Source organism: Roseburia sp. 1XD42-34 (assembly GCF_009917385.1).
In the GTDB taxonomy this organism is placed as follows: Bacteria; Bacillota; Bacilli; order Bacillales; family Amphibacillaceae; genus Virgibacillus.
Map to the genome: position 1 here is coordinate 1 of NZ_QWLJ01000007.1, position 15,247 is coordinate 15,247.

The 15,247-nt window shown below is 33.8% G+C and carries 8 protein-coding genes and 4 pseudogenes; 2 read left to right on the forward strand and 10 right to left on the reverse strand.

Going from position 1 to position 15,247, the window contains the following annotated elements; all coding sequences use genetic code 11:
• The 9 genes and pseudogenes from D1839_RS05460 to D1839_RS05500 form a co-directional block, all read right to left on the reverse strand.
• Positions 1-432 (reverse strand): annotated as a pseudogene (locus D1839_RS05460) (IS3 family transposase); the annotation flags it as partial.
• A 39-nt stretch (positions 433-471) separates the two neighbouring features.
• A pseudogene (locus D1839_RS21265) lies at positions 472-555 on the reverse strand (hypothetical protein); the annotation flags it as partial.
• Positions 556-1,309: 754 nt separating this feature from the next.
• Complete coding sequence (locus D1839_RS05465; protein ID WP_120379032.1) at positions 1,310-1,849, reverse strand: hypothetical protein; 540 nt, start codon at positions 1,847-1,849, stop codon at positions 1,310-1,312.
• 222 nt (positions 1,850-2,071) lie between these two features.
• Positions 2,072-3,307: pseudogene (gene mobP2, locus D1839_RS20745) on the reverse strand (MobP2 family relaxase).
• 347 nt (positions 3,308-3,654) lie between these two features.
• Entirely contained in the window at positions 3,655-6,738 is a 3,084-nt protein-coding gene (locus tag D1839_RS05480) for a type I restriction endonuclease subunit R (protein ID WP_120379035.1), read from the reverse strand.
• Between the two features lie 16 nt (positions 6,739-6,754).
• Positions 6,755-8,002: a restriction endonuclease subunit S gene (locus D1839_RS05485; protein ID WP_120379036.1), complete on the reverse strand. Its 1,248-nt coding sequence runs from the start codon at positions 8,000-8,002 to the stop codon at positions 6,755-6,757.
• Positions 8,002-10,566: a type I restriction-modification system subunit M gene (locus D1839_RS05490; RefSeq protein WP_120379037.1), complete on the reverse strand. Its 2,565-nt coding sequence runs from the start codon at positions 10,564-10,566 to the stop codon at positions 8,002-8,004. The genes D1839_RS05485 and D1839_RS05490 overlap by 1 nt, the downstream gene beginning before the upstream one ends.
• A 78-nt stretch (positions 10,567-10,644) precedes the next feature.
• Positions 10,645-10,809 carry a hypothetical protein gene (locus tag D1839_RS05495; protein WP_158589609.1) on the reverse strand — a complete coding sequence of 55 codons (165 nt, stop codon included), beginning with the start codon at positions 10,807-10,809 and terminating at the stop codon, positions 10,645-10,647.
• Positions 10,810-11,467: 658 nt separating this feature from the next.
• A complete protein-coding gene (locus D1839_RS05500; RefSeq protein ID WP_141130709.1) occupies positions 11,468-11,656 on the reverse strand; it encodes a hypothetical protein in 189 nt (62 codons plus the stop codon).
• Positions 11,657-12,653: 997 nt separating this feature from the next.
• Between D1839_RS05500 and D1839_RS21270 the strand changes: the two are divergent.
• A pseudogene (locus D1839_RS21270) lies at positions 12,654-12,943 on the forward strand (transposase); the annotation flags it as partial.
• Between the two features lie 1,121 nt (positions 12,944-14,064).
• Here the strand turns inward: D1839_RS21270 and D1839_RS05505 are convergent.
• Positions 14,065-14,229, reverse strand: a complete 165-nt coding sequence (locus D1839_RS05505; protein WP_162985790.1) for a hypothetical protein — start codon at positions 14,227-14,229, stop codon at positions 14,065-14,067.
• A 773-nt stretch (positions 14,230-15,002) separates the two neighbouring features.
• On the opposite strand from D1839_RS05505, the gene D1839_RS05510 reads away from it, so the two are divergent.
• On the forward strand, positions 15,003-15,182 hold the full coding sequence (locus tag D1839_RS05510) for a hypothetical protein (protein WP_199689984.1): 180 nt from the start codon (positions 15,003-15,005) through the stop codon (positions 15,180-15,182).
• Positions 15,183-15,247: the final 65 nt, after the last annotated feature.

The following is a 15,247-nucleotide window of genomic DNA, read 5'->3' on the forward strand; positions in this document are numbered from 1 at the left end:
AGAAGTTTTCAATAACGGCATTATCATAACAGTTGCCTTTACGTGACATACTTTGCGTAATCAATCTTTCTCTCAAGGCGTGCTGATATTGTTTCATTTGATAATGCCAGCCTTGATCGGAATGAATAAGCAGTGCATCTTCCTCTGATAACCGTTTAAATGATTTCTCCAACATTTCCGATACAAGTGAATAAGTAGGTCTAGAGTCGATTGTATAGGCAATGATTTCCCCATTATATAAATCCAGTATAGGTGAAAAATAGAGTTTCTCCCCAAATAATTTAAACTCTGTAATATCCGTTACCCATTTTGATTTGGCTTTTCGGCATTAAAGTTCCGATCTAAAATATTTGGTGCAATATTGCCAACCTTTCCTTTGTAAGAGCGATATTTCTTCATTCGAACTAGGCTTTTTAAACCTAATTCTTTCATCCAGTAGTACATTTGATGACTTTTTAAATCATGTTCCTGGCACCACTGTGAAACACTTTGACCGCTTTGTTTCCAAGCCTCAATACGAGATTCCCATTCTATTAGTTTTTGTTTTAAGGTCAACGTAATACCTCCTTAAATTATTTATTAAGGAGATTATCGCATGGATTAAGGTACAAGGAAATGTGGGGGTTATTTGACGCTTACCTTTCAATAACCGGCTTTTGATTATTATTCTGCTCCTCTAATATCGTTACCTTTAACTTCCTTTTCTATTGTTTGTAATTGATCCCTTGGCAACTTCGTATTGAGTGCTGCATCATAATATTATTGCATTTCTATTTTTTCACGATTTTTCACATAGCCTTTTTTGTTCTGGATACCTCTCTTCATTTTGTTTAGCAAATAGAAGCTCGCTAACTTTCTTGTTAAATTTGTTTTTGATTGAACCTTAAAACAGAACCTCCTACATTTTGTAAAAAAATAAAAAGAAAAAACTTTGAACAAGAAGTACCTTGCTCAAAGCTTTTTTAGGGGGATAACCTATGTTATTAATGTACCATGTAAATTAACCAATTAGTATTTAGTCTACAAAGTTTGATGTTTACAGAAAAGAATAATCTAAACAACAAATGACCTTACTATTACCTTTAAAACACTGCATTTATAGAACCATTTTGAATTATTCTTAAATATTTTAGTATCAGGTAATTTTTTAAAAATTTTATGCTAGTAGTGCCCCTGTAATCTTCCTTAATTTTTCTTGTTCCTCTTTATTAATTTCACAATCAGTATTATTACAGCAATAATAAAAATCAGGAAAAAAATTTGGAAACCTGCATCAAACCAATTCATTTCTCCCATTTATTAAAACTCCTTAAAAATTTCTTGTGATAGTATGTTTTTTAACATATCCTGCTGGAATACCTTCAATCGCTATTCCGTAAGTTTTTTCTCCGACAGCCCATAACGACCCGCTTCTAGTAGAGTAAGAGTAATCAGTATAAAGTTCCTTCCAAGTGATTCCAAAAATAACCCCAGATTGATAGCTATGTACATTACTTACCCCTGTTATCATACCGCTCGAATTTCTTTTTACTGTTCCTTCGACGCAAATCTTTCCTGTTAAATTCCTTTCACAATATGATGGATTACTTGTTGCGAAAAGTTGAATTTGAGGTTCTTGTTGCTCTAATTTATCTTGTTCTTGTAAGAATGTTTCAAACTCTTCAACAGAATCGAATTCTAATCTTTCTCCTTTGAATTTGCTTGTATCTGTAGTTTCTAAACCATGCTTTTCTGCAGCCTTGTTAGCTTCCTTCAAAATTTCGTCATTTGATTCAGCACTAACTGTAATCCCCCCTACTCCTAAGAAGACTATGAAACATAAAGACGCGACAAAACTTTTCAATTTCATGAATACCCCTCCGATTATTGTAATTTTGTATTACTTTTTAAACATTAACACTGAATATAACATTTAAAAAACTAGATGGTAATGTGTATTTAAAAGTAAATAAATGTTTCATAAAGAAAACCTGTATTAAATAAGCTAGAACCCATAATACGAGAATTAAAGCATCTTTACTTTTGTAGTATTTTTTGTTAAATAACTTCTCCCATGTTATTTCCCCCTTAGTTATTTTTCTTCCATCATTCGGTCAAATTCTTCAATGTTTCGTTCACGTTTATAGTCATGATAGGTTTTCCTTAGACTGTTATTTAACCTCATCAAAGAATAGTTAATATTTAACTTTCGTTCCCAAGCATGCGGGGCATACGTAAAATTAGAATATTGACGACCTTGCTTTTGTTGATAAAAACGGTTAGCACGCTCTTCTTTTACCTGTTCTCTCATTTCTGTTAAAACAGCATTTCCCATGCGCTTTTTTAAATCGTTTAATTTTGTCTGTTTATATGCTTCATGCTTGCTATCTTCTCCGTATAATCGTTTAGAAATTTCCACTTGCTCATCTAATAGTTGGTTCAATTCCTGCATTTCTGTTGCATGATTCGTTTCTAAATAAATGGAAACCATCTCATCAATGTATGGCCTTGCATCATTAACAGACTCATAGCCATACCTCCATTGCCGTAAATCTTTCGGCAAATGAATCAATGCTTGCATGTACGATTTCTTTGTGCGTTTAAAGGTTGCTAGATTCATTCGCTGTTCTTTCTTAGAATGAACAGCACCACGAATTAACGCATCGATTCGATTGTATTCTTTACTTCAGTCTAACATTTGATTGGCAACCTTGGATTTCATTTTGTTTAAAGAACTTTGCTTTCTGTTGCCACGAAACTGTTCTACCCACATATCATTTTCTTCATCATAAAAGCGCACAGTTTCTCTCGTTGGCTTCGGCTCAATCATTGCAATATGCACATGAATATTATCAGTATTATGATGAATGGCAGCTGCCCAAACAGTTGTATCATTCATCTTTTCGGCCTGAAGCATTTCCTTTACTGCACCTCTGACAATATTCTTCATACGCCGTTCATCTAACTGTTTTGTTTTCGAATTATACAAGCCTTGTTCTTCTAAAAAAGCATTATCAAACGAAAGGACATCCTGCCACATAGGAGAGCCCTTTTTCTGACCCAGTTGAAACTGTTGCTTCATTTCTTTTTTTTGTTTATCATCTAATTTATTATGATGCTGCGTAAACAGTTCTCCTTGCTTTTCTTCATCTCCCATGTATTCCATGTAGTGGTGTAATATCTGAAAGTCATCCTCATGGTCACGCTTAAAGTTCAATTGCTGTTTTACTTTCGCTTCATCTCTATCAATATAATTAATATAATCTTGATACTCTTTGGAGTCAGCCATCACGAATTTACTGACTAAAACAATACCTGGTCTGGACATACAATCACCTCAAAAAAAAGAGACTTCCACACTTTAGTGTAGAAATCTCCTTTCATTCATTTTAATTATCTTATAAACATTGCTGGTATTCCTAAAACCATGATAGCTATACCAGTTATTAATGATGGATATATTATATAAGATGGTAAATCTAACTGTAGAATAATAACACTTAATAAAATACCTAATGTAGACATCAATATAACATAAGTATCTTTTCTATTTCTTATTTTCATGTTCATCTCTTTACACCGAACTTTGTGAACTCTTCTTTAAGGTTTAATTATGAACTATTATTTTCTACTACTTATAGACTACTGAATACCAAATTTAATCACCCATAATATTTAATTATATTTCGATTTTATTTTTGGAATGACTTTATAAAGAAATGGTGTTAAAGCTAAATTATGTTGTAATTGATTATTGGCTATTTTATTTTTTGCTGAATCAAAGTCTAAGCTATCCATTAAATCATCAATAAAAGGAATGTCATTAGGGCTTGTGCTTGAATATGCCTCTACTGACTTTTCAAAAATCGTCGAATTTAACCCCCAATCTTGTGCGATATTATATATATCACTTCTCTTTTTATCGTTTTTCCAATTTTCAAATGCTTCGTCAAAGTTGATCTCACTTGATATGTTACCAGGCTCAAGTTCTTCCATCACAAATTCTTTTAATAATTCCGCCTGTTCATGATCCCCCATATTACTTAATTCTTCAATTTGCTGATAAATAATTCGTAATGTTTCCGTATCTACCGTCTGCTTTCCGTTAGATGAGGTGGTCTTGGAACCAATTAAATTTAGTATATGGCTTGCATCAATTACTTGTGTACCTGCTAATTTCGTTTTTCCGACAAGCACATTCGCAGGTGTAGGAGACGCTGGGTTCCCTGGTTCCCACGTAAGATTTTTATACGCACCGACATAGCGCAACCACGTATGCTCATCAATTCCAAAAGCATCGTCATCCCATTTATATTCATAATACTGTTGAACTAAATGAAGTTGTTCAGCTGCATCTTTATAAGCAAGAATAAATGCTTCTTTCTTCTCTTCATCATGTTCAATTGTTTGCCAGCTCGTTGGGTCAGGTAGAGTTGGAATCATTTCACTTATTTTTATTGCTAATTTTTCAACCGCTGTTTGATATGGCTCAACAATCGCCTTACTACTCTTTCCCCCACTTCCATACAACGTTAGTGCTTGATTTACCATTTCCTCAGTTATTCTAGGATATTGAAAATTGATAATCGTTCCAAATTCTTTATTAGGCCCATATACACGATTCGTTCGCGAGTAAGCTTGAATTAGCCCTTGTAATTCGAGTGAACGATCAACATAGAGTGTATTTAGACGTTTCGAATCATATCCTGTCAACAGTTGGTCTGCTACAATGACAAGGTCGATATTTTTAGGATTACGTCCACTGCCTCCACGTGTCGCTCGTTCTACAACATCTTCAAAATAAGCATCTTCACCATGTTTTTTGTCTCCTACAACAAATTCGATTCCAGTAAATGCAGCATAATCTTTAAACATTTCTTCTACAATAAGTGGGTCTAGCGGCTCAGGATCATCTTCATTACCGAAACTAAACGTCATCGCCATATTCAATGATTTTCCCTTTTTTTTCATCTGTTTCTTGAATTCATGATAATAAGCAATGACTCGTTTCTTATAAGCAACGGTTAAAATTGCATTAAACTTTCTACCTTGTGATTGAGATTCCCAATTACTCAATATTTCTTCGACAACACGTGGAATATGCGTTTCATCATGATAATTAAGGATATTTCTTTGTTTTGCCTGTTTTTCAACTTCTAATTCAGACCAGCTGTATACAAGTCGCTCGATTTCTCTTTCAACTACATCAGGTTGCTCTTCTTTCATCTCAGATATGATTTGTTCTCTTAAACTATCATAGCTTTCAAATTCACCTGTGTTAATATAATCGACATGAAAACCTAATACGTTCTTATCAGCAATTGCTTCATCAATGGTATATTGATGTAATAATGGTCCAAATAACTTCTCCGTTGTATTAATAACTTCACTTTTTTCATTGATTTTTCCTTTTACTTTATTTTCATCAAACAAGGGTGTTCCAGTATAACCAAAAAACAAACTATTTTTCTTAAAATATCGCTTGATTGTTCCCATCATTTGTCCCATTGTCGTCCGATGGGCTTCGTCGATAATAAAAACCATTCGTTTCTCGGCTAAATTATTATCTTGCGCTTCTTCTAATTCTTTAACTAGAGTATTTAGTTTAAATGTTGTTGTAACGACAATTCCATTATTGGCTGATGTTAACTTTTTCCTTAGTTGATACGTGTGTTTTGTATCATCAACTGAAACGGACTCGTATGCTGCGTACGCTTTAAAATTTTCACTTGTGCGGTTATCCAATTCTTTTCTATCAACGAGAAAAACGACCTTATCGAATCCTACACGAGTTGATAAGAATAGAGCTGTTTTAAAACTTGTAATCGTTTTTCCAGAACCTGTCGTATGCCAAACAAATCCTCCATGTGGGATTCTATCTTTATTATCCCAACCAAAAGCAGCAGCTTCAACTGCTTGTAATGCATGAACTTGATACGAACGCATCAGCATATGACGTCTATTCTCTTCTTCACGCGCTTCATCAATGACTAGATAATCTCCAACCATTTGGTGCGCCATGGGAATCATTAGAAATTGGCTAATGACTTCTTCCCAATTATTAACGGGTCGATTGTTTTTATCTGCCCAATGGAAAACAAAACTTGGGTTAAAATCGTGCACCGTTTTAGGTGTCGCAAAATAGCGTGTGGCAATTTCTGATGTAATCACCATCATTTGCGAAAATGCCATGAAGTTATATGTATACTCTCCATCTTGGTAATACCGTTTAAATTGTCGAAAAGCTTCGTCTAATGTTTTATCTGTACGCTTTTGCTCAATATTGATTAAAGGCAATCCATTAATAAGCAAAGTAATATCAAAACGATTACCATTCTCTGACTCTACTTCTCTGGCAATACGATAACTTGAATCCCCACCACGTACTTCCGCCTTTTTAAAAATCGTTAATGTAATTTGTTTTCTCGTCACATCAGGGTGATTATCACGATAAATCCCATCAATCTTGCCTTTTGATCCCTCCATCGCTAATAGTTTTGCTGCTTCAAAACTATTAGCGATTTGGTTAACTTTTGTCATCACTTGACGAAACTCATTATCTGTTAGTGGAACACCTTCTAATTGGTCCACATTGATACGATTTAACTCACTACGCCAATGGTTAATTAAATGTTGAACGGTTACCTTTTGTTTATTTCCATTCAGTTCCTCAGGCGCTTCCCATTTATACTTCTGTAATCGTTCCACAAACTTCTCTTGAAACGTCTTCTCAGCAGCGTTTTTTGGTGCATTGCTCATCTATTTCACTTCCTTTTTACACAAACATCTCATGTAAATACGCTTGTTTTAACGCTTGTAACTTTTCTAGTTTACGTTGATGGCTCGCGATTAGGTCGTCAAGTTTTTTGAAAAACTCTCCAATTTTTTGTTGTTCAATATATGATGGTACATCTAGCTTCATTTTATTTATGTTTTCTTTAGAAATCCCAAATACTGAAATTCCAGTTCCTGTTTTATAACTGAATTTCTTAAATAAGTTAGATTGAGAATAGTAAAGGTAAAACAAGGAATTCATATATTTATTAGGTGTAAACTTAAATGTATGAAGCCCTGCAATTATTTTTCTCTTGTCAGTTTCTTCAATTACAACTGTCTTCCCTAAATCCTTGTAGTCCTCGGAGGCATCAGCAATTACAATATCTCCATTGTTTAAAGTCTCATAATTACCTTCCACTTTTAAAGATGGTATTTTTGTAGTCTTTTTTATTAGACCGTCAAACCTCGCATGAATATCTCCATAATGAATATGATAATAGTCACCAACTCCTTCGTTAGCACGAGAATATGAGTATGTCTTTCCAAAACAACCTAAATCTCCAAACTTCCGTTCTTCCCACTCACCCGTAAATCCTGCAAATCTTCTTTTAGGCACTCGCTCGCCTTCAGCAGGGAACATTTCAGCAAGATAAGCAGATTTTATTTCTTTTGTTTTTTCTAACTTGCGTTGTTGGAGAGTAATGGTTTCGTCGAGTTTTTTTAAAAATAACCCTATCATTTTTTGTTCTTCAAGCTCGTTCGGAATCATTACTCTCATAGAAAGTAGATCATCTTTCGTAACTCCCTTAATAGAAGTTCCTTGTACGGCCTTTCTTTCCTTTTGTAAGAGTTTATACATCACGTATGTTCCAAACCAAGAATCAACGTTCAAATCGCTAATTGAAAGGAAATCTTGACTTGTCGAATAGTCATAAGGTATTAATGCTAGCTTACCCACACCTACTCTTGTAACTATTGCAATAGAGTTTGCAGGAACTAGTTTTGTTGCTGAATTTTTAAGTCCAGCCTCTGTAATTGTCTTTTTAGGTTCATTCACATAGAGTATATTTTCACTAATATCTGATGATTGAATCCAAGGTAAATCTCCACCCCAATATTCATCTTTACCAGTCTTTGGAGTTCCTCCTCCATAATAAAAATTACCGATTTCACCAACCTTCTGCTGACTCCACTCATCCACAAACCCTTTAAATCTTCTTTTGGGCACTCGTTTTTTTTGCTCCATCACTCATTCACCATCAATTCATGCATCATTGCTTCGAGTTGTTTTTCTAATCGTTCACTTTCTTTTTCCATTTCAGATAATGTCTCTGAATAGCGTTCTTGCAACCTTTCGAGTGTATGTAACTCCTCTTTTAAAGGGGCTTCGATTAAACGCACCATTTTCTCTAGGACATTTCCAAACCATTTTTCATACATTAAGTGATCAATTTCGTCATCCGTTAATGTTAAAATACGTTCTTCCGTTGCCTGTTTTAATTCTTTTTCTAATTTATTCGTTTTAGTATTTAATGTGGCTTTTTCGTTTAATAATGATTCTACGTTTTTTAACAATGCATATTCTGCCGTATCTTTTTTCACTTCTTTTAATTCCGCTCTAACAGATCCAACAAGAAATGCATTTTCTTTATCATTTAATGTTTCACCTAATGCAAATTCTTCTTCACTACCTTCTACTTTGGCAGCTTCCACTAAGTCAGCTAATTCTGTTTCAATTTCTTGTAATCTCATTTTCTTAGCTTCAATTGCTGCTAACTCATCCCTATATAAATGCTTTGTAATTAAGGCATTAGGCACAATGCTTCCCATCCAACCATCTTGCTCTAGACGTTTTTTCTTTCCTGTTCCTTTTGTTACCATACGCGGGACACGGGTACGACCTGATGTATAAAAACCATTAGATGCAATAATTTCAGTATCATCTGTCAATGTGTGTTGCCAAATTTCTGCAATAATTTGATATCCATCATAGACATCAACATGATTAAATTCGAATAGAATGTTTTTAATTTCGATCAGCATTTCATTTTTCAAATCTGTTATTTGATTTACATTATCTATATTTTTAAGTAGTTCCCAATACTTATTCATGTAAGCTGTTATTTTAACTTCCATTTCATTTGATTTCTCTATGACATAAGGATCTTTTAATATATACTCCGTCATCTCATCGATCGAACTTGATAAGACGAAATAGCCATTACGAATTTCTTTCAAAGATTGTTCCAAAATGTTAGGAACTGTTGATGTTAAAACGTTTAATTCTGCTATATTTGAACGTGGTATGCCACCAAATAAATGCGCATCAACATCGTGCGGAATATCTTCTTCGATTGATTCAATATAACGTGGAATGTTTAAGTTATATTCATTTTTTATGATTTCTTCTCTTGTTGCTAAATGGCTATAACCTTTTTCTTCTCTACGCTCTGTATACGTATCGGCAATTTTTGCAATATCTTTTTCTTGTAAGACGTTCTGCTTTCCTAGTTTCATAAAATCTTTTGACGCATCAATCATTAACACTGGATCACCAATGTTACGATTCTTTTTTAAAATGATAACAGCAACGGGAATGCCTGTATTTGTAAACAATTTATCTGGTAATCCGATAATTGTATCAATATAATTTTTATCTACTAAACGTTTACGAATTTCACCTTCCGTTCCACCTCTGAACAATACGCCATGAGGTAAAACAATTGCCATCGTACCATGCTGTCCTAGATGAAATAGTCCATGTAAAAGGAATGCATAGTCTCCTTTCGAATCTGGAGGCAACACTCCAGCAATTTCAAATCGTGGATCACTTACTTTTAAGTCTGATTTATTCCAGTTTTTTGCGGAATAAGGTGGGTTCATCACAACCGCATCAAACTGCACACCTTCATTTGGTCGCTGTGGGTCTTCAGGCCAATCTTCTGCTAACGTATCGCCATTTCGAATGGTCATTCTATCAGGACGCACACCATGTAGTAATAAGTTCATTCGGGTTAAGTTATATGTTGCAGTATTTTTTTCTTGACCGTAATAAATTAAACTTTTCTGTGCATCTTCATTCAATTGTTTCCTAACAGTTAATAATAGAGAACCCGACCCAACAGTAGGATCATAAATGGACTCAATCCCTGATGTTTTAGCTACAATTTGCGCCATTACTTCGCTTACTTGGTGGGGCGTGTAGAATTCCCCCGCTTTTTTTCCTGACTCCATTGCAAATTGTCCGATGAGATATTCATACGCATCACCTAAGACATCGCCTTTTTGTAAGGCAACCATATTTAAGTCAGCAAAAAGCAAAATAAGCGATTTTATATTTTTGCTACGTTCATTCAAATTACTACCCAAAGCAGTGTCTGTAAAGTCAATTGTCGAATTTGAAAATATCCCTTTAAAGTCATCCGCATCACCAGTGACAGCTACCGTTCGTTCAAAGCTATTTAAACTATCCGTTACTTTTTGAACTTCAAATTCTCCTGCCTGTATATCTTCGAGCCAAGTTTGATATAAATTATCAGGTAATACGTAATAACCAAGTACATCTCGAATCATCGTTATCAATTGTTCACCGTATTGTTCATGCGCTTCACGATAGGCTTGTACAATTTCTTTCTCGTCATTTTGCTTCATACCACTGCTCTTTTTAAATGTGTCTAATGTTTTATCACTTAAAAACTTATAAAACATTAAACCTAACATATAATCTTTGTATCGGCTGGCATCCATAGAACCTCTTAATTCATTGGCACCATCCCATAGCCTTTTCTTTATTTCCTCTGATGTAATCATTGATGCATTCTCCTTTTTGCATGTTAACTAGTATGATTTTGACCTTTCTATAAAAGCATGATTCTTCCTACAGCATTATTAGTTTGAACAAATTCTCAGCAGCTCTTCACCTAAAGATGCTTTGTTCACTTTAAATTGTGCCCATTTTTCAATTTCGGATTTAGGATTAGTGCTAAAACGATAGGATTTACCTTCAGATATAGGATACGCTAATTCTTCAAATTTCTCTGATGGTGTTACCATACTATAGCCACTTCTAAATCATTAGGAGTAGGAGTAAAATACATAAAAATAATGTAAAATGACGGATGACTCTTGAAAGTGTGTAATCCTACATTCTGAACAAAGCGCTTGTTTTTATTTAATATGAATCGGCTCTTCACTTGCACATAAACAGGTCTAAACGCACGTTTCAAATTTACAATGATATCAAATTCCGTCATCATCCGAATCTGGGGTATAGCATGTTAATTGTCCTTGTGAGCCTAATGTTATCAATTCTGCAACTCTACTTTCTGTTATATATCCTTTTACTTAGATGAAATTTTTCTTCTAAGTACTTTCACATACTTTCCCCCAATAATAGAAATATTATAGATTAGTATTTTATATTTTTACTTTTTTTAAAACATAAGGGCTGTGAATATCCAGCAATCCAACTTATCATTTTCTCTTTGGTTTGAAAATTATATAGAAGATGAAAGTGAAATAGTTGTTTTACATTTTTGACGAAGGAGGCATACTTGAAATAAAATCGAACACATGCCTCAGGTTTCCTTCTATTACATTTCACTCGGAAGCATCTTGTTTTCTACATGTTTTTTGCTGTGTTGCTCGAATGAAGCTATATACTTACGAGAAATTATTGTGAAGCATCGTCATTAGAAAAAAATGCAATTTATTAAACTGAAGTATCACCTTTGCTTTTCGTTGATTTTATTAATTCTATTAGCACAAGCAAAGAAATAATCCCCATAAATGTGGCGTCCACATAATCGTCAGCATTAACATTTAAAAAGGTTACAATAACAGATAGAATAAGCGATATAGTAAGTGCTATTCGATCCATCATAACACCTCTTTTATTCATAAAACAGTTCTCATATAAACTAGTTTTATCATAACATATTATTCCACTTCAAGGTTTATACATACTTAAAAAATCACTGCTTAACTTTCTTTTCTGTTCCCTTCCCTGTTCTTAAACAGTTGTTTCGAATTAAGTTGGCCTAAAGATACATAGTTATCAGGATAAGGCAATGGATCTAGTGCTATTCTTTGATCTATATTTTTTGATAGCGCCAGTTTTAATCTTGTTTTAGCCAGTATACAGCAGTTTTATCCCTCCTTATTTTTATACAAAGAAAAAGCGCTCCATCTCACACATGGAGCGCTTCCTACAACGTATATGGACATTTGTTTGATACTAATAACGTAATACGAATTATAGCTAAAATCGTACAAAAAAAGGACACCAAAAGTATTTATCCAAAAAGTTTTCATTTTGTGTCAAAATCAGGTATAATTATAGATAGAAAGACATACAATAAAAAAGACCGTCTGGTGCTGTGACACCAAACGGTATATTGTATAGCCCTTCAAGGGTGCAGCTCACAATGTAAAAAGGATAAAATAACCACTTCCACATGCTTGCTAAGGCGCTATGGGTGGTTATTTTTTTTGATGAAACGATAGCACCGCAACAATAAGTGAAGAAAGAGCGACGGAAAACATTAACGTTTCAAATACTGTCATAAACTCACCCCCTTTCTTATTAAAGGGGTGAGCCACCACCCATGAAAGCCTTATACACTTAGGAATATTATAACATTGTAGCTATAGAAATCTACTATATATTTGATTAATCAAATATAACTTATAGAAAAGTGCATATCATGATAAAAGGAGAGCTAGTTTTAAACTCTCCTTTTATCTATTAAACTTTTTTCTTCTCAGTAGAAAGAATGAACTGATACCGATTAGTAGTATGGTTGATACTTTCTCTTGTCGAGCCCTGCAGAGAAGAAATTAATTTATCTAACTATTCCGTTTTTTAAGAACATCTTTTCAGCCATTGCCGTGGTTTCTTGGTTTCCGAAATAGGCGTTAATATGGATGTGTTTCCTACAGTTAAGCTTTTATGTTCCTGAGCAGGACTAACACCTACGAATAATGAAAGTGCTGGCAAGAAAAAACTAGTACGGGTTTCAAAAACTGGTGTTTATATCAAGCCCTTTTGGTACAGTGTGCAAACTGCTATAGCCAAAAGTGAAAAATATCCTGAAATCCGAAACCGCTTGCACGAATGTTGTTAACTGCAATTTATCACTTTTTAAAGAAAAAAGAACCTTATAATCCAGAGTTATATCAAAAATCATTAGAGACTATCACTCAAATCAGAAATAAAAAAATTGGTAACAAAGTCGGTATGCAACAACCAACTTATACCTTGCAAAAGAAGTATACCTATTATAGTCCTAATGAAACGAACCAAATTGTCTTTATAAAATTTAAAATCAGTTCAAACCACCCATTGGAAATATTAATAAATTAAGAAACAGTTTGCTTCTTACATTGTCTAGTTCAAGCTAGATTTAAAGTGCATTCTTAGAATTTATGTATTGCTCAATCAAAATTCATGACCAAACAATGCTCTTCCAATGCCTTTTTCTTCATTTGATAATATTTGGCTCGTGAGATATTCAATTTTGGATAAATAACCTCATCTTCATATGTATGTCTATTTCCCCATCTTTGTAAATAATTCAATTAAATTGCTGTAATTTATCGGTAGGTTGTGTTCTTCCTTAAGAGGGGATTAAAATCATTTTGATGAAACTTTCTGTTGTAATTTAGCTTAGTGTGTTGTGGGATGTTAAAGCGCTCTGAATTTTTATTTTGCTTTCTATGAATTGAACACTCCCACTAAAACTTCAGTAACAAAACGGTTTTTTGTCTTTACCTTTAAATAAGCGAGTTTGAATTCGACCACCTATTCCAATCATGCTGCATTTATTCATGTAAGCCGCTAGGTTTTCAGCAGTTTTTTAATTTCACAGGAATCAGGCATAGATATAAGATTTGCAAGCAGGCCAAATAAATTCCAAGCTCAATTTATCCCTGTCCTGTAGCATAATTTATAGCCTTTACAACTATATCTTTTAATGTTTCCTCCACCCATTCGTTACACCTCACACACTCTTTTATAACACTTGTCTAAAGTGGAATAGCACCCATGAATTTTCCTAGGACGTAAGTTCGTACAAATTGAACTTTGTATACGTAATACATGCTTCACCACATTGAAGGCTTTCTCCAACCTGTAAACGTTTCATCTTTTGGTAAAGTGGGGCAGTATACACTCCTAGGTATTCTTATTAATGCACATGTTGCATTTTCAAAAACCGCCTCGTTAAATATTTGCTTTATTCGTATAATTTTTGATTTATAATGAACAGTAAAGTAGATATGTGCTTGTCCATCTGAAAAAAAGGAGGCTTATTCAAGCCTGCTTAAATAAGTGCTCTTTGCTTTATCTGGATTGAAATAGGGTTCAAATGCTTTTCGGAAACATTCTTCCATTGGCATGTCGCCAAACGTTTCCTTTCCAAGCTTTAAATGACTTTTTCTCTTTGGACGCTTCTTTTCATTTTGCTTCGTCATGAAATCCCCCCTCTTCTTAACATATGCAAAATGAATAGATGGACTGCCCTATCATTTTTAGTTACTTGCTTTCTGCATTAAAAACTCCGTTTGGGGTAATCTCATAAATACACAAATTTTAATACAATTTTTGAATATTTGATCTTGCTTTTTCCTTTAAGCACACGGTAAATTCGGTTCGACAACAGAACCTAAATACTTAAAACAAAATTTGGGTATTAGGTTATCTAAATAGATAGCTTTTGATCAAGGAAACGAATCGTTTGCTTTTTTTCAAAAAAATTTTCATCAATTGATAAACCATAATACGCAGCGATGTTTTTCGCTAAATGTAAAGAAGGGGTTCTATCTCCTCTTCAATAGAGACAAGCATTTATGGTGTAATACCATTTAGATACTTTTTGATGAGATTTGTCTCCTCTACAATCCATTATTTTTGATGTATACTAGCTTCAACCTCCAACAACAGAAACATCTTGCGTCCTTTATAGACTAGAAATACTTTATTTCCTATAATGATAATTAAAGGTGAAAAAACGTTAAAAAAACGACTTGTTTATTTAAGAAAACAAAAAAATATAATCCAATATTAAACTGCTTCTAGAGGTAAATTAGCAAATTATAAGGGACTAGACGACCTGATACGATACACTAAAACAATTTAGCTGATTTCTACGATGTATCTGTAGACTACTTACTAGGTAGGACAGACAAAAGAAAATGATAATTGGAATAAACTAACCGAAAAAGACGAGAGATATATTGCTAAAAGAATGGAAAAGATTAAAGAGGATTTGCAAAACGCTGATGGATTAAATTTTTCTGGGGAACCAATTAGCAAGGAAGCTGTTGAATCCTTGTTAGAAGCTATGGAATATGCTGTTTGTCAAACACAGAAAATTAATAAGAATTATATTCCTAAAAACATAGAAACGGTATTTGAGGTTTTGTAACTAGCTAGTTTTAAACCCCTTATAACCAAAGTCACGAGAGGTTCAATAAAACATATCTGTCACCT

Excerpts from the sequence above, each read along its gene's own strand:
- D1839_RS05465 (WP_120379032.1), bottom strand. The coding sequence starts at position 1,849 with ATGAAATTGAAAAGTTTTGTCGCGTCTTTATGTTTCATAGTCTTCTTA.
- D1839_RS05480 (WP_120379035.1), bottom strand. The coding sequence starts at position 6,738 with ATGAGCAATGCACCAAAAAACGCTGCTGAGAAGACGTTTCAAGAGAAG.
- D1839_RS05485 (WP_120379036.1), bottom strand. The coding sequence starts at position 8,002 with ATGGAGCAAAAAAAACGAGTGCCCAAAAGAAGATTTAAAGGGTTTGTG.
- D1839_RS05490 (WP_120379037.1), bottom strand. The coding sequence starts at position 10,566 with ATGATTACATCAGAGGAAATAAAGAAAAGGCTATGGGATGGTGCCAAT.
- D1839_RS05495 (WP_158589609.1), bottom strand. The coding sequence starts at position 10,809 with ATGGTAACACCATCAGAGAAATTTGAAGAATTAGCGTATCCTATATCT.
- D1839_RS05500 (WP_141130709.1), bottom strand. The coding sequence starts at position 11,656 with ATGAATAAAAGAGGTGTTATGATGGATCGAATAGCACTTACTATATCG.
- D1839_RS05505 (WP_162985790.1), bottom strand. The coding sequence starts at position 14,229 with ATGACGAAGCAAAATGAAAAGAAGCGTCCAAAGAGAAAAAGTCATTTA.
- D1839_RS05510 (WP_199689984.1), top strand. The coding sequence starts at position 15,003 with ATGGAAAAGATTAAAGAGGATTTGCAAAACGCTGATGGATTAAATTTT.